Source organism: Acinetobacter nematophilus, assembly GCF_026344175.1.
GTDB lineage: Bacteria > Pseudomonadota > Gammaproteobacteria > Pseudomonadales > Moraxellaceae > Acinetobacter > Acinetobacter nematophilus.
Genome location: NZ_JAPKMY010000006.1, coordinates 59355 through 80125, shown reverse-complemented (window position 1 = coordinate 80125; position 20771 = coordinate 59355). Strand labels below are relative to the sequence as shown.

The 20771-nt window shown below is 35.7% G+C and carries 23 protein-coding genes, 1 tRNA gene and 1 pseudogene; 13 read left to right on the top strand and 12 right to left on the bottom strand.

The window, feature by feature from the left end:
- Positions 1–92: 92 nt before the first annotated feature.
- On the top strand, positions 93–965 hold the full coding sequence (locus OSH00_RS12460) for a metal-dependent hydrolase (protein WP_266130670.1): 873 nt from the start codon (positions 93–95) through the stop codon (positions 963–965).
- A 207-nt stretch (positions 966–1172) separates the two neighbouring features.
- Here the strand turns inward: OSH00_RS12460 and OSH00_RS12455 are convergent, their stop codons facing one another.
- The 9 genes from OSH00_RS12455 to OSH00_RS12415 form a co-directional block, all read right to left on the bottom strand.
- The gene (locus tag OSH00_RS12455) at positions 1173–1916 is read right to left on the bottom strand and encodes a hypothetical protein (RefSeq protein ID WP_266130669.1); all 744 of its coding nucleotides are present in this window, start codon (positions 1914–1916) and stop codon (positions 1173–1175) included.
- 156 nt (positions 1917–2072) lie between these two features.
- Positions 2073–2432 (bottom strand): cupin domain-containing protein, encoded by a 360-nt coding sequence (locus OSH00_RS12450; protein WP_266130668.1) that lies wholly within the window; start codon positions 2430–2432, stop codon positions 2073–2075.
- Positions 2433–2509: 77 nt separating this feature from the next.
- Positions 2510–3058 (bottom strand): GTP cyclohydrolase I FolE, encoded by a 549-nt coding sequence (folE, locus tag OSH00_RS12445; protein WP_171064926.1) that lies wholly within the window; start codon positions 3056–3058, stop codon positions 2510–2512.
- Positions 3059–3185: 127 nt separating this feature from the next.
- Entirely contained in the window at positions 3186–3887 is a 702-nt protein-coding gene (locus OSH00_RS12440) for a Smr/MutS family protein (protein ID WP_266130667.1), read from the bottom strand.
- Positions 3888–4001: 114 nt separating this feature from the next.
- Positions 4002–4985 carry a hypothetical protein gene (locus tag OSH00_RS12435; RefSeq protein ID WP_266130666.1) on the bottom strand — a complete coding sequence of 328 codons (984 nt, stop codon included), beginning with the start codon at positions 4983–4985 and terminating at the stop codon, positions 4002–4004.
- Positions 4986–5242: 257 nt separating this feature from the next.
- Entirely contained in the window at positions 5243–6049 is an 807-nt protein-coding gene (gene trpC, locus OSH00_RS12430; protein WP_266130665.1) for an indole-3-glycerol phosphate synthase TrpC, read from the bottom strand.
- A gap of 18 nt (positions 6050–6067) precedes the next feature.
- The gene (gene trpD / locus OSH00_RS12425) at positions 6068–7114 is read right to left on the bottom strand and encodes an anthranilate phosphoribosyltransferase (protein WP_266130664.1); all 1047 of its coding nucleotides are present in this window, start codon (positions 7112–7114) and stop codon (positions 6068–6070) included.
- A 15-nt stretch (positions 7115–7129) separates the two neighbouring features.
- Positions 7130–7717, bottom strand: a complete 588-nt coding sequence (locus OSH00_RS12420; protein WP_266130663.1) for an anthranilate synthase component II — start codon at positions 7715–7717, stop codon at positions 7130–7132.
- A gap of 597 nt (positions 7718–8314) precedes the next feature.
- On the bottom strand, positions 8315–8476 hold the full coding sequence (locus OSH00_RS12415) for a hypothetical protein (protein ID WP_266130662.1): 162 nt from the start codon (positions 8474–8476) through the stop codon (positions 8315–8317).
- Positions 8477–9078: 602 nt separating this feature from the next.
- Here OSH00_RS12415 and OSH00_RS12410 point away from each other — a divergent pair.
- The 12 genes and pseudogenes from OSH00_RS12410 (at position 9079) to glnA (ending at position 18894) form a co-directional block, all read left to right on the top strand.
- A complete protein-coding gene (locus tag OSH00_RS12410) occupies positions 9079–9708 on the top strand; it encodes a TonB family protein (RefSeq protein ID WP_266130661.1) in 630 nt (209 codons plus the stop codon).
- Between the two features lie 133 nt (positions 9709–9841).
- Positions 9842–10916, top strand: a pseudogene (locus tag OSH00_RS12405) (IS3 family transposase).
- A gap of 190 nt (positions 10917–11106) precedes the next feature.
- Positions 11107–11874, top strand: coding sequence for a DUF4882 family protein (locus OSH00_RS12400; RefSeq protein WP_266130660.1), 768 nt, complete (start codon positions 11107–11109; stop codon positions 11872–11874).
- Between the two features lie 303 nt (positions 11875–12177).
- Positions 12178–12510: a hypothetical protein gene (locus OSH00_RS12395; RefSeq protein WP_266130659.1), complete on the top strand. Its 333-nt coding sequence runs from the start codon at positions 12178–12180 to the stop codon at positions 12508–12510.
- Positions 12511–12771: 261 nt separating this feature from the next.
- Positions 12772–12848: transfer RNA gene (locus tag OSH00_RS12390), tRNA-Met, on the top strand.
- Between the two features lie 327 nt (positions 12849–13175).
- The gene (locus tag OSH00_RS12385; protein WP_266130658.1) at positions 13176–13397 is read left to right on the top strand and encodes a transposase; all 222 of its coding nucleotides are present in this window, start codon (positions 13176–13178) and stop codon (positions 13395–13397) included.
- 237 nt (positions 13398–13634) lie between these two features.
- Positions 13635–13832: an acyl-CoA thioesterase gene (locus OSH00_RS12380; RefSeq protein ID WP_266130657.1), complete on the top strand. Its 198-nt coding sequence runs from the start codon at positions 13635–13637 to the stop codon at positions 13830–13832.
- Positions 13833–14291: 459 nt separating this feature from the next.
- Entirely contained in the window at positions 14292–14552 is a 261-nt protein-coding gene (locus OSH00_RS12375; RefSeq protein ID WP_266130656.1) for a hypothetical protein, read from the top strand.
- Between the two features lie 121 nt (positions 14553–14673).
- On the top strand, positions 14674–14799 hold the full coding sequence (locus tag OSH00_RS12370; RefSeq protein WP_266130655.1) for a hypothetical protein: 126 nt from the start codon (positions 14674–14676) through the stop codon (positions 14797–14799).
- Positions 14800–15485: 686 nt separating this feature from the next.
- Entirely contained in the window at positions 15486–16427 is a 942-nt protein-coding gene (locus OSH00_RS12365) for a hypothetical protein (protein WP_266130654.1), read from the top strand.
- Between the two features lie 118 nt (positions 16428–16545).
- Positions 16546–17079, top strand: coding sequence for a GTP-binding protein (locus tag OSH00_RS12360; protein WP_266130653.1), 534 nt, complete (start codon positions 16546–16548; stop codon positions 17077–17079).
- 399 nt (positions 17080–17478) lie between these two features.
- The gene (glnA, locus tag OSH00_RS12355) at positions 17479–18894 is read left to right on the top strand and encodes a type I glutamate--ammonia ligase (protein WP_009586679.1); all 1416 of its coding nucleotides are present in this window, start codon (positions 17479–17481) and stop codon (positions 18892–18894) included.
- 518 nt (positions 18895–19412) lie between these two features.
- Here the strand turns inward: glnA and OSH00_RS12350 are convergent.
- Genes OSH00_RS12350 through OSH00_RS12340 form a run of 3 tightly spaced genes read right to left on the bottom strand, consistent with a single transcriptional unit; the run spans position 19413 to position 20743 of the window.
- Complete coding sequence (locus OSH00_RS12350) at positions 19413–19820, bottom strand: DUF3106 domain-containing protein (protein ID WP_266130652.1); 408 nt, start codon at positions 19818–19820, stop codon at positions 19413–19415.
- Positions 19810–20136, bottom strand: coding sequence for a hypothetical protein (locus OSH00_RS12345; protein WP_266130651.1), 327 nt, complete (start codon positions 20134–20136; stop codon positions 19810–19812). Before OSH00_RS12345 ends, OSH00_RS12350 begins: the two co-directional genes overlap by 11 nt.
- Positions 20129–20743: an RNA polymerase sigma factor gene (locus OSH00_RS12340; protein ID WP_266130787.1), complete on the bottom strand. Its 615-nt coding sequence runs from the start codon at positions 20741–20743 to the stop codon at positions 20129–20131. The genes OSH00_RS12345 and OSH00_RS12340 overlap by 8 nt, the downstream gene beginning before the upstream one ends.
- Positions 20744–20771: the final 28 nt, after the last annotated feature.

Sequence of the window (20771 nt, the reverse complement as noted above, 5' to 3'; positions counted from 1 at the left end):
TGACCTATGGAATTGTATTCAATTGGGTAAAATTCTAAAGACAGCACCAGCTCAATTAAAAAAATGATAATCAGCCAGAGGCAGGATGAACCATGGGAATATTAACGAAATTTATTAAGTCTGCGGAATATCATGAGCCATTACCGATTCGCCGTGATGTAAGATTTAACTTGCCGGCAGAACGGATTGCGGATTGGCATACCCCCGCAGGACCAATTTTTACGGCATTATTAAATACTTTTTCCATTGTTTTGCCTATTGGAGAGCGTTTCTTTATTGATGCTGTTCGAGCACATCGTGATTTAGTTCAGGATCCTGAATTGCAAAAAGCAGTCACCGCATTTATTGGACAAGAGGCGATGCATGGTCGAGAGCATGAGGAGTATAACAATGCGCTATTTACTCGATCTCCCATTGCACCGAAATTTGAAGCGCTGGTACTCGATATTTTTGGGTTGATCAAACAGCATTTACCTGCTTATTTTTGGTTGAGTGGGACGATAGCACTAGAACATTTTACGGCATTATTGGCAGATTCAGTATTGCGTACACCTGAATTATTTGAAGGTGCAGAACAACATTATGCCAATATTTGGCGTTGGCATGCTTATGAAGAAACAGAACATAAAGCAGTTGCTTTTGATGTATGGAACACTGCGATGGGACAGGGACCTTATGCATATGCAATTCGTAGTTTTGGTTTGGTGATCGCAACCATTGTATTCTGGGGATTGGTGATTCCTGTGTTTCTTAATATAGTCAAAGGTGAAGGCAAGCTCAGCGATATATCAAGTTGGAAAAAAGCGTATCGTTATACTTTTGGCGAGATAGGCGCACTGAGAAAACAATTGGGAAATTATATGGATTACTTCCGTCCAAGCTTTCACCCTTGGGATCACGATAATCGTGCGCATATGCAACAAATGGAGCAATTGATCTATCAATTGACTGAAAAGAAATCATAATCCTTCAATTCATATTCATTTATGTCAATTTTTTCGATGAGATTGTTGGTAAATTTTTGATATAAAATGATTTTTTTATTCCGCTGTTGAGATGACTTTTAGACAGCCAAAACAGATTGAAGTGGCGATGAATTTCGTGCCACTTCCAATCCGGGTTGATCTAGATCATTTGACTGAATCAAACATTATCCGCATTAAACCCATTTTTTAAAGTAGAAGTCCTACCTGAGAAAGCACAGTTTTGCCTTTTTGGGTGATAATTAACTCTACATCTGGTATTTCACTTGCACCTAACAGATTGCGATAAATGATGTATTGATAACTGCCATTGTTAAAAATATAGTGATGATTACCCCCTGAACCATCCATAACCACTTTGCCTTGGTTCAAAATCAAATCGGGTTTTTCAATTTGTGATTGTTTTACTCCCCATGCAGCATAACGATACAGACCATTTGGCATTTCATCGATACGTATTTGAAATTTGGCTGTTTTGAATTGTAAAGCGGCTTTGTCAAAATTTCTCAGTGATGGATGCAATTGCTGTTTTTGTGTGGAAATTAATTGTGCCTTTAATTTTTGTTCCGCATCACTGCTAGAGTTGACAGCCTTAATCTGATGACCCTCTAGCCAAACTGTACCACGATCGAGCATGACGCCACGCCATCCCACACTTTGCCACTGCGACGGCTTCGAATTGGCAATTGCCTGAATGAGTTTTTGATCAAACACTTGATTAAAGCGCTGCTTCATTTCAGTGGGATTTTGAATACTTGAGAGGGGATGTTCACGTGCTAATGGGTAGACAATATTGTTTGAAATCGCCGTGATATTTTTATTTTTAAATAGCTTAATTACGACCTGAACATCTTTGAGTTCATGACTATTCAGATTGTCGGCAAATGCTGTAGAAGTGGCTAATGCTGTGATAAAAATCAATAAATTTTTCATTTAAAGAGTAAATAAGTACTGGTATTTTTAATCATACAATTAAATAAATAATCAGTGAATCTTATTACAAATCATAGCTATAAAAACTTACACATATCCAAAGTATCTGTTTGAATTTTCCAACCATACAACCAGTTGATCTGTAAGAGCATATACTCAGACTTCAACCACAACGAAGTATTTTTTTACTGTTTCTACGACTTCAAATGTACCTGAAAATCCTGGGGGAATAATACCAGCTTGTCCTGCTTTGATTTCTATAAATGTTTGGGTCAGTGGATCATGTAAACGGACCACACCTTCAATAATCTGGAAAAATTCTTGTTTATTGTCTGCAAACTGAATATGCCAAGCACCTATTTCACATTGCCAAATACCACAGTTCATATTGGGGTGTTCGTATAGACTTTCAGTAAGGCGTTTTGGATTTCCTTGAACCAAACGATCTGCACGAGGGTAGTCTATACTCATTTTACCCTGTGTCAGACCATAGCCAGCCAACCAAATTGAAGACATGTTAAAAACCTGCTGAAAATAAAGCCCCAGTAGAATGAGGCTTCAAGAGTAATATGAAGATGTACGTCGCTTGCAGTTTAGTGCGCTTCTGGCACCGCAGAAAGAAACTCACGGCGTGCTTCTTTATCCGTTTTAAAGTCACCTACAAATGAGACAGTACGTGTGGTTGACTCTTGTTTACTCACACCACGCATCATCATACACATATGTGCTGAATCAATCACTACAGCAACGCCACGTGCTTGAGTCACTTCAGCAACTGCATCAGCGATTTGTTTGGTCAGTTGTTCCTGAATCTGCAGGCGACGGGCAAACATTTCAGTAATTCGTGCAAATTTGGACAAACCGAGTACATTCCCCGACGGAAGATAGGCAATATGTACACGGCCATGGAATGGCAGCAAATGGTGTTCACATAAAGAATAAAATTCAATATTTTTAACCAACACCATTTCGTCATTATCCGAAGGGAAGACTGCATTATTGGTGACTTCTTCGAGCGTTTTGCTATAACCAGACGTCAAGTACGAAAAAGCTTTAGCCGCACGCATAGGCGTATCTTTCAGACCAGGACGGTCTAAGTCCTCGCCAACGGCAGTTAAAATATTTGCGTAGGATTGCTGCATAGACATAAAACGTGTTCACTTATACGGTTTGAACAAGGACGGCATTGTAGCAGAAAAATCGATAAATTTTTTCAATTACAAGATAAACCGCCACTGTGGGAGATTTTGGATTAGATCAAATAAAGAATTATGGGTTACGATTAAACTTTGGGTTTTTTTCACTACGTTTAAGCAGTACTAAAACAGCACCTGTACCCCCTTGTTTTTCAGGAGCACTCACAAATGCTAAAACATCACGATGCTGTCGAAGCCATCCATTGACATAGGTTTTGAGAATGGCTTCAGGACCTTTGCCATGCACGATTTTAATGACATTCTGATTTTCGTCTTTTGCCATTTGTATTATTTGTAATACTGCTGCACGGGCTTCTTCAACAGTGCATCCATGTAAATCTACAGCTTCGAACCAACGTAGATTGCCTGCTTTTAAATCTTCAAAAACCTTATGTTGCAATGTTGCAATGCGATAACTTAGAGCAGCTTGACTAGCCACAGGGTTGAGAATAGCTTGAGTATCCGATAACTCAGCATCATCAATTTCAAAAGCACCTTCAGCTGCAGCACGTTTTGCGAGCATTTTTGCATCTGGCTTTTTTCTGACATCCTTACGCTCAATTTTAGCAATATTGCTGTTATCCAGCTTAGTCACGCCTTTTAAAGCAGTTTTAAACAAATCAGCATCGTTGATATCATCTTCATGGGGTGAAAGCACATGTTTCGATTCAGGTTGTGCCGCAACTTTTGAAGTATGTGGGTGAGTGATTTGTTTTTTGAACTGCTTTAATAAATCCAGTTGAGACTTGGAAAATGTAGAATCAGACTTACTCATAATTGCAAAAAACAATAGACGGCGATATTTGCTGATGATTATAGTCTGAAAGCGATTAAATTTGAACTGAATTGCATTCACAAGATACTGGATAATTTTATGTCGCTCTGAAGTTTATGGTTTATTGAGATATGAATCGATTAATTTTAGCGCGCGCCTGTTTTTATACAGTTTTGCAATGTCTAATGCTGATTGTTGTTCATTAAATTTTGAAATACAGACTTTTTCAATTGAAGCACCTTTGTTGAGTAAAAGGGCAACAGTTTGAAATTGATTGAGTCGTATTGCTTTACCCAATGGCGAACACATGCTGAAATAATATGTATGGGGTTCAATTTCATCTATCACGATTTGGTTAAGCTGTCTAAGCCTCATCTTATTCAAAAAATCCAGATCATGATGTTCAATGGATGCCATAATTAAATCAATATCTTGAAACTCAGCATCATCTTTTAAATATTGAAGATATAAAATTTGGGCTTTTTTATAATCATCAATGCTTTGGTTTTGTGTGAGATTTTTGATTAAATTTTGCATAAATTCATGCATATCACTGAAATGATGGGTTGCTGCGTAAAACATGAATGCATTCAACATATATTGATCTGTTGATAAATGATGTTCCAGCTCAAGAGCTGGTATCTCATTAAAATTGTGTTCGAACTGATCGAGTATTTCAAATAAAATCAGTTGAGATTGAATGTTGATTGCTGTCAGCAATGTACGCTCTTGTCCTTTATATACAAGATGGTAAGTTGATTTTTGGACTTTTTTATTATCTGGGGTGATTGTAAAGTCAATATGAATAGATGGTCCTTGATAACTGATAATTTGGATTTGGTTTTTTTTAAACAGATAGTTTTTTTGCTTAAGAAATTCTATCTCTATATTTGGAAAAATTTGCCCAAGATCAAGTTGAGCAGCAATGACACCTTCAGATTGCTGGGGAATATTAAAATAGAGTATCCGTTTTGAATCAATATAATAGGGTGAACCAGCGTAAATGGATATTTCTTTTGCCCAGGTCATGTTTTGGAATAAATAAAACAGCGCTAAAAGTAAAAAAACAAAACTCTGTGTTATCGATTTAGATTTCATTATTCTCAATTCTCAATTCTCAATTCTCAATTCTCAATTCTCAATTAAAAGCAGACTTAAAATAAATTATATTGCTGTTATCTGTGAGAATAATCTATATAAACATTATTCATAATAAAATGGAAAAGTATAACTCAACAACCAGTAAATAATGAAACACAAAATAGACTCGTATTCCATCATTAAAAAACTTTCTATTCAACCAAGGCTGAATATGCGGGTGTAAAGGGTGAGCAATCTCACCCTTTACACACGATTTATATATTTTGAGGTGTGCCAAACAGTGCTGAAAAAGCATGATCAGGACGAGATTGCTTCATAAAACTTTCACCCACCAAGAATGAGTGAATATCATGTTCCTGCATCATTTGAACATCATTTGGTGTAGCTATACCACTTTCAGTAACCAATAAGCGTGTAGGTTCAAGTAATTTTTTCAAACGCAGAGAAGTATTTAAATCGACATCAAAGGTTTTTAAATTACGATTGTTCACACCTAACAGACATTGATCTGAGAGTTTCAAAGCACGTTCAAGTTCGTCTTCATCGTGCACTTCTACTAAAACATCCAGCTTGTGTTCGAAAGCAGTTTTGGACATTTCTTCAAGTTGCTGATCGGACAAGCATGCCACAATCAACAGGATACAATCTGCATGTAAGGCACGCGCTTCAATTACGCCGTAGGGATCAATTAAAAAATCTTTACGAAGGGCAGGTAAATCGCAGTGATTACGTGCAATCTGAATATTTTCATCAGCCCCCTGAAAGAAATCAACATCTGTTAAAACGGACAAACATGCAGCGCCTGCTTGTTGGTATTGTTGAGCGATTTCAGCAGGATTAAAATTTTCACGAATAATGCCTTTTGACGGTGAGGCTTTCTTAATTTCTGCAATCACACCGGGGCGTTTACTGTTTAGTGCTTGAGCGAAATGACGGACAGGCGTTGCTGAACGAGCAAGTTCCTCAACATCCTTTAAACTACGTTGCTTTAAACGGATGTTAAACTCTTCATGTTTACGATCAACGATTTTACCTAAAATTGTATTGGCAATGTCTAGCATGGTTAATTCCTTCTATCCTTAAGCTTCGTATTCTTTGAGCGTTTTGGTAAATTCCGACAAAATCCCCATTTTTTCCAAAGCTTGTCCGCCATAGATAATATCATGTGCTAAAGCGACACCCTGTTTATAGGTATTGGTTAAACCTGAAACGTAGATGCCTGCACCAGCATTTAAAGCAATCATATTTGCCGCTTTTTCACCTTTGGCTGATTTTTTCTTGCCCAGCGCATCTTTAATCAAAGCAAGACTTTCAGCTGAACTCTCGACTGAAAGCCCGGTTAAGGTTTGAGATTCGATATCGACATCTTCTGGCTGAATAGTCCACTCCGTCACTTCACCATCTTTCAACTCAGCCACATAGGTTGAGGAAGCTAGGGTGATTTCATCTAGACCATCTTTAGAATGGACCACCATGGCATGTTCAGCACCCAACTGTTTTAAAACCTCAGCTAAAGGACGGCATAATTCTGTAGAGAAGACACCAATTACATAGCGTTTTACCCCAGCCGGATTCGTAAGCGGGCCAAGGAGGTTGAAAATACTGCGGAAACCGAGTTCTTTACGAGGGCCTGCTGCATATTTCATTGCTTTGTGATGATTGGGTGCGAATAAAAAACCAACCCCCATTTCACGTATGCAACGTTCAGTTTGTTGCATATTGAGGTCAAGGTTGATACCAGCTTGTTCTAAAAGATCAGATGAACCAGACTTTGATGACACACCACGATTGCCATGTTTTGCTATAGTTGCACCAGCAGCAGCAATGACGAATGAGGATGCTGTCGATACATTAAATAGATTTTGTCCGTCACCACCTGTACCCACAATATCGACTAAATGAGGAATGTCACTGACTTCAAGTTTAATCGCAAACTCACGCATGACACGCGCGGCAGCCGTAATCTCGTCAATACTTTCACCCTTTAAACGTAAACCCATCATGAGTGCGCCTATTTGGGCATCAGTCGCTTCACCTTGCATAATGGTGCGCATCACTTCTTCCATTTGTGGTTGAGTGAGTTCAATATTTTTGGTGATGTTATTTAAAGCTTGTTGAATATTCATGATTTGCTACTACACTTATTTCGCATAAATTTCTAAAAAGTTTTTAAAGATTTGATGACCATGCTGGCTCAGAATTGATTCAGGATGGAACTGCACACCTTCTATCGGTAGTGTCTTATGTTTTACACCCATAATTTCTTCCATTGAGCCATCTGTTTCATTGGTCCAGCAGGTAACTTCAAGGCATTCAGGAACTGTTGCTTGATCAATCACGAGGGAGTGATAGCGTGTCGCTGAAAAAGGTGAAGGTAAATTGCTGAAAATCCCTTGATCGCTGTGGTACATGTCAGATAAACGACCATGCATCACGGTTTTGGCACGAATAATATCGCCACCAAAAGCTTGACCAATCGCTTGGTGTCCTAAACAAACACCAAGTGTAGGAATTTTTCCAGCAAAATGTTGAATTGCTGGAATAGAAATCCCTGCCTCAGTTGGGGAGCAAGGACCAGGACCAATGACCAGATACTTTGGTTGCCATCGTTCAATATCCTCTAAAGTCACGGCATCATTGCGAACAACTTTTACTTCTTGGTTTAACTCGCCAAAGTACTGGACAATGTTATACGTAAAGCTGTCGTAATTATCGATCATTAGAAGCATATCAAACTTAACCTATTGAAATATATTGCTTAATGTGTAGACTGTTCGTGAGGTTACTCACAATGTTACTCACTTTGCTAAGTGTCTATTTAAACAACGACTTTTACAAAAAAAGCCGATATCTAAGCGGCTACTTTAGCAGATTTTTTACATTTTGTGGCTACTGCTTCATTCACATAGCTATTTTGCCAGAAACTTAGCACGCCATCCTTGTGAGGTGGAATGATGACTCCATTATTTATTCGGTCCCAAAGAGTGGGTTCTGAGTATCCCAAGCGTTGAGCAAACTCCTTTACGTTTACGCTATACAAGATCCAACACGACTGGACCATGGAAACTGGTCTAACTCGCAAAGAGCAGGAGAATGCGCGAAAAAACTTAAAGACCTTGGATTTTTATCGGAAAATAAACGAGGTGTATCGTGCAAGGTTTATTTCAATGTTGAGCGCGGAAATCTATACAAAGCGCTAATAAAATACTTTGAAAGCCTTGATTCTTCACAGTATGCACCAACCCGATCGCCTAGCGGATGTGTAAACCTGAGCTTTGCGCAGGCAATAAAAAAACTGCCTTTTGGTGGCATTCTGTAATTTGAGATTAAATACATTTATTCTCTGGATTGTTTATTTTTTCATTTAAATATTTTAAATTGTCTCGCCACTCATCTTTACTAGCATTAATATAAAATGATTTCTCTTTTGCAGCCTCATACTCTTTAAAGTTATTTAAAATATGTAAAAATCTCTTTCTACTTTCCATGTTAAACACTCTCTAGAGGCTTGAATTTTCATTTTATCCTCAACCTTGGTAACCATACTCCCGTCAGGATACCTATAACATCATTACTATTAGTTTGAGCCTCAATAAACTTAGTTTGCAGCCTGTAGTATTTATCTTCAAATGACTGAAATGACCCAGCAAAACTGTTAGTAATAAATAAAAAAAACAAAGTGTTAATTTAATTTAAGTTTTGTCAATTTTTTAAAAAATATTTAGCAACATTATACTTAAATCCCTAAATGATTTTTCATCCATTTATTTTAACTACTTCAACGTATATTTCCGATCAGTTAAGTGAGAACCTAAATATGCATGTTGATAAAGTTATGAATAAATGATCGGAAAGCAAGCCGTTAAGAATTTTGACTTACCTGATTGTTACTTCAATCATTATTGGAATATTCGTATGGTTTTTCATAGAATAGATTTTTGAATAGTGGTTTTAATACTGAAAGGGTCGTTTTGATAGACATTATTCCAATCTTTTTAACTGTATTTGATGAATCACCTTCGAGTGGCTTTACTAACGTTAAAATGTTAAGTTTTATCCACTTATGAAAAATAGTTTATGTGGACGTTGAATGAATGTTTTAAATATAATTTTAATTGCACTTCTTTCCTGTTCTGTATCAAGCTTACAAGCGAAAGAAATGGATATCTCGAATTATAATTCAACAGGAGGAATATGGCTACAGAAGCCAAAGTTTTCAATCAAAAATGAAGAATTAAAAGGCTATGATCGCGAAGCGGAAATTAATTTTAATTTTGATGCAAATGGGCAGATTACTTCTACTGAGATAATTAAAAGTACTGGGTTGATTGAGTTAGATAATAAACTTATTGCGGTCGTGAAAACTGGTAAATTCAAGCCACCAAAAGAAAATGGTGTGAATATTCCTTCTCAATTACCATATCGATTCAGGTTTGAAATTTCAAGAGATGCTAAATTTGCAACTGAACCAAGTATTGTCGTAAAAAAATCCGATTTGGAGGGGAAAGATAGATCATTAAATATTTATTTAGAAGCAGATGATAGTGGAAAACTGACTAAGGCCAAGATCACTAAAAGTAGTGGGTTAACTAAATTGAATAATTATGTATTAAAAGAATATCTTGAAAAAGCAAGATTTCAACCATTAAGTATTAATGGAAAACCTTATCCAATTAAAATGACAAAAGAATTTAATTTTTCTTTAAATTTTGCTGAATAAGGATAGCTTACTTAGTTTCTTCAACATTTAATAGACTGTATCCATACTGAAATTGGTGATACGGTAATCCCCCCGAAAAATAAAAGGATGTAAAAGTAGTATTTTCTCTTAAGATAAAAGCAGGAAATTCTGCATGAAAACATCTAAATTTACTACAGTCAGATCATGTCTATTTTGAAACAGGCGGAGTCTGGCACGCCTGTTGCCACTCTTTGTCGTGAACATGGCATGAGTAATGCCACTTTCTACAAGTGGCGTGCTAAATATGGTGGTATGGATGCCTCATTAATTGCTCGGTTGAAAGAACTTGAAGCAGAAAATGCCAAGCTGAAAAAGATGTATGCTGAAGAGCGGCTCAAAGCCGAAATCATTCAGGAGGCAATGTCAAAAAAGTGGTAAAGCCATCTTGTCGTCGTCAGATGGCACAACAAACTGTTGTCGATCATGCCGTCAGCATTCGTTTGGCCTGTAAGGCATTTAGTATCAGTGAAACTTGCTACCGTTATCAGTCCAAATTGAATGATGACAATGCATTAATTGCAGAGCAGCTGATTCAGCTCACTGAAGAAAATACAGATTGGGGTTTTGGTCTGTGTTTCTCTTATCTACGCCATGTTGAAAATTACGGTTGGAATCATAAGCGCGTTTACCGTATTTACTGTGAGCTGGCACTGAATCTACGTATTAAGCCAAGAAGAAGGCTGAAACGACATTTACCTGAACCACGTAAGGAGCCGATCCGAGCAAATCAGGTTTGGTCATTAGATTTTATGCATGATCAGCTCATCAATGGTCGCAAGTTTCGCCTATTGAATATTATTGATAATTACCGTCGCGAAGGCTTAGCTATTGAAGTTGGATTCTCATTACCTACAATCCGAGTGATTCGTACACTCAATCAATTACTGGAATATCGAGAGAAACCATCAGTGATTCGATGCGACAATGGTCCAGAGTTTATGAGTCACAAATTCATACGTTGGGCACCTGAGCATGATATTCGTATTGAATATATTCAACCAGGCAAGCCACAACAAAATGCGTATATTGAACACTATAATCGTACAATGCGTTATAGTTGGGTGAGCAAACATTTGTTCGAGACATTGGAGCAAGTGCAAGCTTATGCAACACAATGGTTGTGGCATTACAATTATAAAAGACCGCATCAAGCCAATGGAGGAAAACCACCTCTGATGGCTGCTTAGCTTCTACTTTTAACTTCGGTTATTTATGGGAGGATTACCCTATATTGCAAGCAATAGCAAAAATTATAGAAATACTGAAATAAAGTGATTTATAAATGAACGACGAGTAAATTTTAACTTTTATCGGATTTCACACCCATCGAATATTTTTTGTTCTATATTTTAGCTTCACAATTATAAGGAAATTAGAATGAAAAAATTAACAATAGCTTTGCTAACAGGGTTAATGAGTGCAAGTGGATGGAGTGCTTGTAGTTATAATTTTGATGCAACACAAGCTCAGATCAGTGCAGTGTTACCAACATTAAATCCAATAAAAATGGTGAATTTAAGCAATTCTAAAACTCAAATACTGTTATCCAGCTCTCAAAACACGCAATACTATTTGGCCTTGAGTAGTGATATAGCAAATAAGAAAATAGCCTTGATGAATAGCAATTCTTATTTATTACCCAAAGGTGATTTGAACATTCCAACAACAGGAACTTTAGCTTATGAACTTGAGATTAAAACACCGTTGAATCTACTTTATGGGGAACAGATTACAATTGGACCTTTGTTGGCAGTAGGCACAAGCGGCTCTTCAAATAGTTCAGGAATTATAGCATCTCAATATGATTCCAATAATCTTGGGGTTGTTGGATATAATAATTTTCAGACATCTAGTAGTCAAAATTATGCTACTAACGTATCTGGGAAAAACCGGATAGGGGTATATTTTAACCAATCTACAAAAAATTGGGGTGTGATAATAAATGGTGTGAATAAAGGATATGTAGGACATTTCGACTATGCAGTTGATAATTATGGTTTTCAATTCTCCGTTGGCACATCTGGTTTTACCCAATCTTCTCCATCAATAGGGAAAGCAGTAACCGTAGAATTAATTACTGATAAAAATTTATTTGAATTCGTTTATCCATCAGGCGCCAAAGACATCTGTGGTAATACAATCTAAAACCTAAAATCCATTTAACCACCTTCGGGTGGTTTTTTACATCAAATGCCCGTCTTTCCTGGGGCTTTTTTTCCATCCCTAGGAAAACGAAATGACAGAATAAACAAACTGTTGAATCAACATCAATCGATTGTAGAAGACGAAATTGACGGTTTCTAATACTTTTCGAATATGGATAATGCATTCTTAATCGCTGCATATAAAGTCAGTAAAATGCTTTTTTTGAGTGATGAGCAGATATCACTACTTAACCTACATCAACATATTTGTTATCTTACCGACTCTAAAAAAGAGTTGATAATCATGAAAAATATTTTATACGTTTCTTTAATTTCCTTGATTCTTATTGGATGTTCTACTGAAATAGAAAAACTTGAAAGTAAAAGAGATCGTTTGACGGAAAAAGCTGACAAACTTACAGAAGAGCATCTTGGTTTAATGTTCGAGTGTGCTTCGATTCAAAACCAACTTATACCAACAGGTGATCTAAACTTAAGTAAAGAAAAGATGGAAAAGCATAGACAAGAAGTGTGTTCAAAAGCAGAAGAGGTTCACCGAGAGTATTTACCAATGCGATTTGAAATTGCTGAATTGGATGAGAAAATTAAAACACTTAAAGCTAAAGAACCTAAATAGCGAAAAACCCACTGCGGTGGGTTTTTTTATGGATGAAATGTATAACGGGATGATTTGATTCTATATCATTTATTTGAAATAATTCATACCGATCTGTACATAACAGGCTGATCAATTCATCATAAGTGATTTTACACAAAAGATACTTTTTGATTGAGTTGTTTATTTGATTTTATATGAGTAGAAATCATATTTTTTAACATAACTAAAAAATAAACATTGTATTACTGTTCCATTAAGCGTATAACGGTGTTTCATTGATGCGGGATGGAGCAGTCTGGTAGCTCGTCGGGCTCATAACCCGAAGGTCGTTGGTTCAAATCCAGCTCCCGCTACCAATGAAAAATTTTAAAGTTTATAGCCTAGTTCGCTTTATGCTTACTAGGTTTTTTTTATTTAATTCTGTATTTATCACGAATGGCTGACAAAATCGGTTGAGCTATTTCTGTTAGATATTGAAAAATAGATTTTTCTATTGAATAAAATATAAATGAGGGTTGGCTACTGGTTCAACTCATATACGTATTACCCTAAAAAATATGCTGATGTAAAAATTGAAAGTTAAATTTCAGGCGAAATTGCCTCTCACAATTGGATTTTAAAATATTCCTCTCAAATAGTGAGTGACTGAACTGTTTTGCAAAAGCACAATGAAATGAGAAAAAATGAATTTAATAAATGGATGGACGATTGCTAAAGCAGTCAATGGAGATCAAATTCAAGTCAGAATTATTCCACTGAAGCGTAAACAAAATAATGTTGACGGTATTTCTTGGGTTGAAGTAGGTAAGCAAATTCAACTTGAAACAGGGCAGAAGTGTAATTTTAATCTCGATGGACGATCTTTCTATATTGGATTAAACAGGCTTTATCGAATAACACTCTAAGGTGCTCCATGCGCTTTTGTTTTGATTTAAATTATCTTAGGGCTTGCTTTGGCTTCTTGATGATTTAAATATTCTTGCATTGTTCAGTTGAAGATTAACTTGGAAAATTTACAATTTCTTGATAACGAAAAGGTCATAAGGGAATAGGATGATTTGAATCAATACTTCGTTTATGGTCTATAGAGATTATTGAATGATGAGCTTTTCTATATTCGTCATATACATTAAAATTGAATCATGAAAAGAATCCAGAAAAAGCCCAAATGTCCTATATCGAATTGGACTACAGATCAAGACTGTTATTTGATAGAGAATAGTACATTACCTATTGAAAGCTTAGTTGATCACTTACCTTTTAGCGATGAAGAAATCCGTAAAAGAAAAGAAATTCTTGGCTTGGTCAGAAGACAAAGACAAATGATGAAAGCAATTTAATTAGAATAATTTTTTAATTCAAATTTTTATCTTTGAAAAATAAAAAGTTGTTGATATTTAATTTTATTGTAAATGATAATGATTTATGTTTTTGATTCCCTAGCTTGAGTTTCTCCTCAAACTTGGCTTTATTTAAACTCTCGATTCGCATATCAAAAATCGAGATGAGTTTTAGACTAGATAGCGGCTCTCAAATTTAAGCATTTACAATGCATCATGGGTTATAGAAAAATAATCTCTTTCATTTTTTAATGGAAAAATCTTTAAATAATGATGCAGTTCGTATAACCTAATTAAAACAAAGTAAATGAAAATATTTATAATTTTTATATTTAATTTATATAAATTAATAGTTTAGATTGTATGTTCCAAGATTGTTGTAATTTCATTATTTATACTGAATCAGGTGTAGCATCCGCCATAATCATTGATTGTGTTTTTTAATATGAGATTTTTGCCATGTTTACTCCTGCAATGAATGAAACAAAGATGCATCAGAATCAATCACAATATTTTTCAATTGAACAACTAAAACGTTTTTTGAAGAGACAAATTCGGTTAAAAGCAGATCAAGGCGAATTATTCGTGAGCGAATGCCTTGCAAAAGATTTTGCGCGTCATGAACTTGAAAAATTAAGTGATGAATTTAAGAAAGCTGGATATAAGGTAAAGCTTAAAATAATAGGAGAAGAAAAAATTTTTTCTGTTTTCTGGAACTGATTGGCGCTGAATTTTAATATTTTATGTCAAAGTACAAAGAAACTTGGTGTGTTTCACGAATTCAACAATTTGGTGGTTATTTTCTGCTATGGTTTAATTTTTAAGCAATATTAGGCTAGATATGAAAATCATTTCGATCGTAAGTTTAGTTTTACTATTCGGTTTGACTGCGTGTCAAAAAAGAGATTCAGATACGCAAAAACAAGACCAAACGACAACCCCACATTCGGTAGATAAAGACGGCTAGATCATCAGACTGTTTACTTTTTTATAAGAAAAGCGCTACACCATTTGATTGGTGTTAGGTTATTAGTGTTGATAAATTTAGCCTCGATTTGTGGGGCTTTGTGTTCTTATTAGATATCATCAAATATTTGATATTACAAAATAAAAATAGTTAAGAATTTATATCTTAATAAGCAATTATATCCACACTTAAACAATTCAATATATGCTTATAAAAAAGCCTTGAGACTAAAGCGTATATCATAGATGTAGAAACAGTTAGTCATATAGTCATAGCAAATCTGAAAACGATTTTATGAAATCTTTTATTATAAGAAATAATGGATTTCTCTATCTGATGCTTAACTTTAGAATGAATTAATATACAAATGTTATTAATATTTTTAAATAAAAATTTAAGTTTAATTTATTGATTAATATGAGTCATGAGTAAAGTATGTTGTGAATGAAATTTATAGATTATAATTAAGGTATTGAAATAAAATATTTTTATAATAAATTTTAGTAAATTTTTATTTTAAAGAAAATATTTTATTTAAAGTTCAACTATTATATTCTTGTATTTGAAATATTAAATTGTATATTAACTTTGCTACAATTTTTTCACACTAAAGATAGTGTTTTTTGTTTTATTTTTTGATAAAAATGATAAACTGGTCACACTCTATATGAGGCCGTGGGGGCTAAATGAAAGAAGAAGTAAAAATTGCGATATTTGGCTTGAGCTTAAATGTACTTGATGCAATAAAGCAGAAAATACGATTAATGTATGATGACTCACTTCAAGTAAGTTGGGCGAACATTGCTGATCCGCATTTAGATATTCTTCTTGTGAATGATATGTTTTTTAGTTCTCCTACAATTCAAAATTTGGTAGGCGTAAAAAAAGTTCCTTATTTAAGATTAATCAATAAAAATGAAAAATCAGGTCAAATCGAAGGAGATAAGCTATATTTACCTTTTTCTGCCACTGATGACATAAGAAAATGGTTTAAAGATCGTTATTTTCAAGTGCCAGTTAGCCATAAAACAGTGCATATTGTGAATCAAATTTCAAAGACTTTAGACCTCACAAAAATCGTTCCAGAATTTTTTAATGAAAGAAATGGTAATGTGCAAGTTTTTGATGCGAAGGGTAATATCGCATTAGTGAATATTCGAACTCAGCAAGTTTGGGTAGATCCATTACGTAAAATTCAAGGCACTGATGTTTCTTTAAATTTTACCTATGCCACCATGCAAATGGCCCAATCAGTAAATTCAAATCAAGGTATAGAGCTTAAGTCTTGGCTGTGGAATCTATTGTGGTATTCGAATGATATTAATACTACGATTCACAAAGGGGACTATTATCAACTTGTCGATTGGCCACAGCCTAATCATCAAAATGAAAGACAAATGATTTTTAAAATAGCAGCTTGTTTTGAGCAAGGAGCAAGTATTGCTCAAGTGGTGCAAAAAACTGGCTATAGTCACGATCAGATTTATAAATTTGTTTCAATCGCTTTATTAAGCAATATACTTAAAAATATACCTGAAGAAGAAGCAAAGTTAATTGTTGAGGAAAAACAGTCAGCTGGTGTTCTTCGTGGTTTCTTTGGTAAATTACGGAAAAAACTAGGGCTGTGATTTGTTACTTGATTTGTTAATTTGAAAAATGAGTACATAACCATGGCTTGTTTAAAAGTTGAAAATAAATACAGTAATTTAATCAATATCTTATAAGAACTTGAATAAAGGTGATGATGTGATTTTACAACAGTATAAAATAGTATTTGGCGGCAAGATGGGAGCAGGTAAAACGGAAGCGATTAAGTCTTTGTCTGAAATCTCAGTTTTATCTACAGAAGCACAAAATACCGATGAACAATCACACAGTAAAGCCTTGACTACAGTTGGGATTGATTATGGTGAAATTCGTTTAGACGACGGTGTTGTTGTTGGCTTATATGGGACACCAGGGCAAGACCGATTTGATTTTGTCTGGTCAGTAATCTGTAAAGGTGCAATAGGTGCCATAGTATTGATTGATCACTCTCAAAAAGATGCAATTGATGATTTGAAGTTTTATTTTCAAAGTTTTAAAGAATATGTAAATAACATTGTTGTCGGAGTTACACATGTCGATGAAAATCCACAGCAACTGTTAAAACAATATAAAGATTGGATGAATATCAATCAGATCAATATGCCTATTTTCGCTGTAGATGCGAGAAAACAGGATGATGTATTGCTAATGGTTGAGGCATTGATTGCTCGCGCAGAAGTTGAATTCGGATAAAACCATCTCTCCTATACAATATAAATATGATCGTATTCGGTATGACAGTACAGCGTATCGATTCTATGTATAAGATTTTTAATGTGCTTGAAATAATTGGATGTGATCATTGTAAATCATTTCAAAATAAGCACCAAGATAAAACATTTTGACAAATATGCACAAAAATAGTGCGTTAAAATGGTGCTGTGTGATTTTAAAATAAGAAGTGTGTCTGAATATGGTGCAATTCTCTTTGCACTCAGTATAATAGAAACGAATTAATGGTTGCTAAGCTTATTTTCTGATAAGAAATTCAACAAATTAGCAATTATTTTAAAAGTTGGTATGCTAATTGCTTTATAAATACCAACTACTAACACGCACTTCACAAGTGCAACAAAAATTCATTGGAGCAAAATGAGCATGGCGAACAAGGTCCTTCAACTCATACAAGAAAGTGGCGCAAAATGGGTCGATTTTCGCTTTACTGATACTAAGGGTAAAGAGCAACATGTAAGTTACCCTTCAGATACTATCGATGAAGATACTTTCGAAGATGGTAAAATGTTTGATGGTTCTTCAATCGCTGGTTGGAAAGGCATTGAAGCATCTGACATGATTTTACGTCCAGATCCTGAAACTGCTTTCCTTGATCCGTTCTTTGCTGAAGCGACAATTGTCGTGACTTGTGATGTTATTGAGCCTTCGACTGGTCAAGGTTATGACCGTGACCCTCGTTCAATTGCTCGTCGTGCTGAAGAGTATTTAAAATCTACAGGTATCGGTGATACTGCATTCTTTGGTCCAGAACCAGAATTCTTTGTTTTTGACGAAGTTAAATGGGACATTGATATGTCTGGCGCTCGCCATACATTGATCGCTGAAGAAGCTGCATGGTCGACTGGTAATTCTTACGAATCTGGTAACTCCGGTCACCGTCCACGTGTAAAAGGTGGTTACTTCCCAGTTCCTCCAGTGGATTCTCATCAAGATATGCGTGCTGAAATGTGTGCACGTATTGAAGACATCATGGGTCCTGGTCGTGTAGAAGTACATCACCATGAAGTTGCATCTTGCCAATTAGAAATCGGTGTGAGCTTCAACACAATGGTGCGTAAAGCAGACGAAGTCCAACAGTTTAAATATGCAGTTTGGAATGTTGCACACCAGTATGCTAAAACAGCAACCTTTATGCCTAAACCAATGGTAGGTGATAACGGTTCTGGTATGCACGTTCATATGTCAATCTCTAAAGATGGCAAGAACCTGTTTGCGGGTGATGAATACGCTGGACTTTCAGAGATGGCACTCTACTTCATCGGTGGTATTATCAAACATGCTCGTGCATTGAATGCGATTACTAACCCATCTACAAACTCTTATAAGCGTTTGGTGCCACACTTTGAAGCACCGATCATGCTTGCTTACTCAGCGCGTAACCGTTCTGCTTCTATCCGTATTCCTTACGTTTCTAGCCCTAAAGGCAAACGTATTGAAGCACGTTTCCCAGATCCAATGATGAACCCGTACTTAGGTTTCGCGGCATTGTTGATGGCTGGTCTTGACGGTATTCAAAACAAGATTCACCCAGGTGAAGCTGCTGATAAAAACTTATATGATCTTCCTCCTGAAGAAGAAGCAAAAATCCCAACAGTTGCTCATAGCTTGGATATGGCGCTTGAAGCACTTAAAGCGGATCATGACTTCCTTCTTAAAGGCGGTGTGTTCACAAAAGAGATGTTGGATGCATATATCGAACTTAAAACTGAAGATGTGCGTCGTTTAAATACAACAACTCACCCAGTTGAATTTGATATGTACTACAGCTTGTAATTCATATTTGAATTTAAGCGAAAAAAACCTGCTTCATGCAGGTTTTTTTATTTTTATGGATTTGATGACTCAAATGAATCAGATTGATTGACTTGAATGATGAAATTCTAACTTCACTGTACGCTGGGTATTTATCAAAAGATTATTTGCTCAAGGCATAGTCCACGTTTAAAAAAATACAGTAAAACACAATTTCCCTTGACCAATAAAATAAATATAAAAACATGTTGTTTGATGAGATCCAGTCTTCAATGCCACCCTCTATATCTAAAGTTTCAATAGATTTGCTAAGGCGATGCCTATAGAAAACGACCTATGGCTGAAAAGTACAAAAATAAATTAATCAAGAAAGACTTTGAATAGTTTGTATAAAAGCGTCAAGTTGACTGACTATAAAACGTAGAAATAAAATCACTTTTATAAGTGGTCAAAAGTTTTAGCTATGGTTTCGTAAGAAAAAGTTGATTACAAAAAAAGCCAGTACAATGGCTGGCTTTAGTAAACATCAATACATGATGCTAATGCGATGCAACGCTACTTGGTTGGTATTTTTGAATATATTTTTCTCGGATTTCATTGCGTTCATCTGATGTAGATGCTTTTTGCATTTTTTTCCGCATTTCATTGCGTTCAGATGTACTCATTTGTTGCCAGGCTTCACGCATTTTTTGCTTTTCTTGTTCAGGAAGTTGAGTAAACCAATCCATACGCTGTTGTAAAGCAGCGCTTTGCTCTGTAGGAAGTTCTTTTAAATTTTGGTAGCGCTTGATCAATGCTTTTTGTTCATCTTCAGACAGGGCATCCCATGTTTCATTGACTTGCGTATTGGCATCTTTGGAAAAAATCCAAAAACGTTCAAATCCAGCAAAACTTGTTTGTAGAAAACTAAAAGCACAAAATGCCAATACTAATTTTCTAGCTACCATGAGAATTTTTATCCTCACCAAAAACAGATAACATATCTAAATCTTCCATCATCTGAGGTGAAAGTTTAGGGCTAATCACCACTTGTTGTGGTGCATGAGCTTCATTGGAAACATCAAAAGCATTGGGTACAACAACAAAGCCTGTAATTGCTGCTGCAAGTGCGAAGCCAGTCATTTTCCAGTTACTAAAGCGTGATGTTGGCCGATCTTGGATACGATCCAGCACATTATTCATCACTACAGCTTTATTGCGGTGATGACGTGCAAGTTCATCCAGTTTTGCCGTCACTTGTTTGGTGAAATCATCATTATTCATGTGATGAACCTCCATACGGATTTAAATGTGATAGCGCAGTTCTCAATCCTTGAATTGCTCTATGGTAATGGGTTTTTACACTACCTTCGCTACAGTTCATAATCGATGCCGTTGTCTGTGTGTCAAAACCTTCCCATGCCCGTAACATAAATGCTTGTTGCTGGCGTACAGGTAACTTACTAATCGCGTCTTGAATTTCTTCGACAGTAACATCTTGATCTAAAAACTGAAGCGGGTTTGGCGTAGATTCATCAACAATTTCCATTGCTTCTTCATCATCAGAATCTAAATCAATTTTTCGAAACAATGAAAAGGGAGATGCTCTACGTGCTTCTTTACGGCGCCAATCCTGTAATTTGTTGTTTAAAATGGTGTAGAACAATGGATACCATTCTTCTGTGGATTTATCTGCATAAGACTTATGTAGGGAAATAAAAGCTTCCTGTACCAAATCCATTGCAATTCCATTATGACCTTGTGTTGCATTCTCCATCATGACCAAGGCACGACCAGTCACATCCTGCATAAAAAAACGCAGGCGCTGTTCACTGGTACTCGTTTGAGTACTGGCTGTTTCAGTCTGTGACTTCTTTGGTGCTAAGTCCATAGAGATGGAAAATCCCGTCATTGGGCAC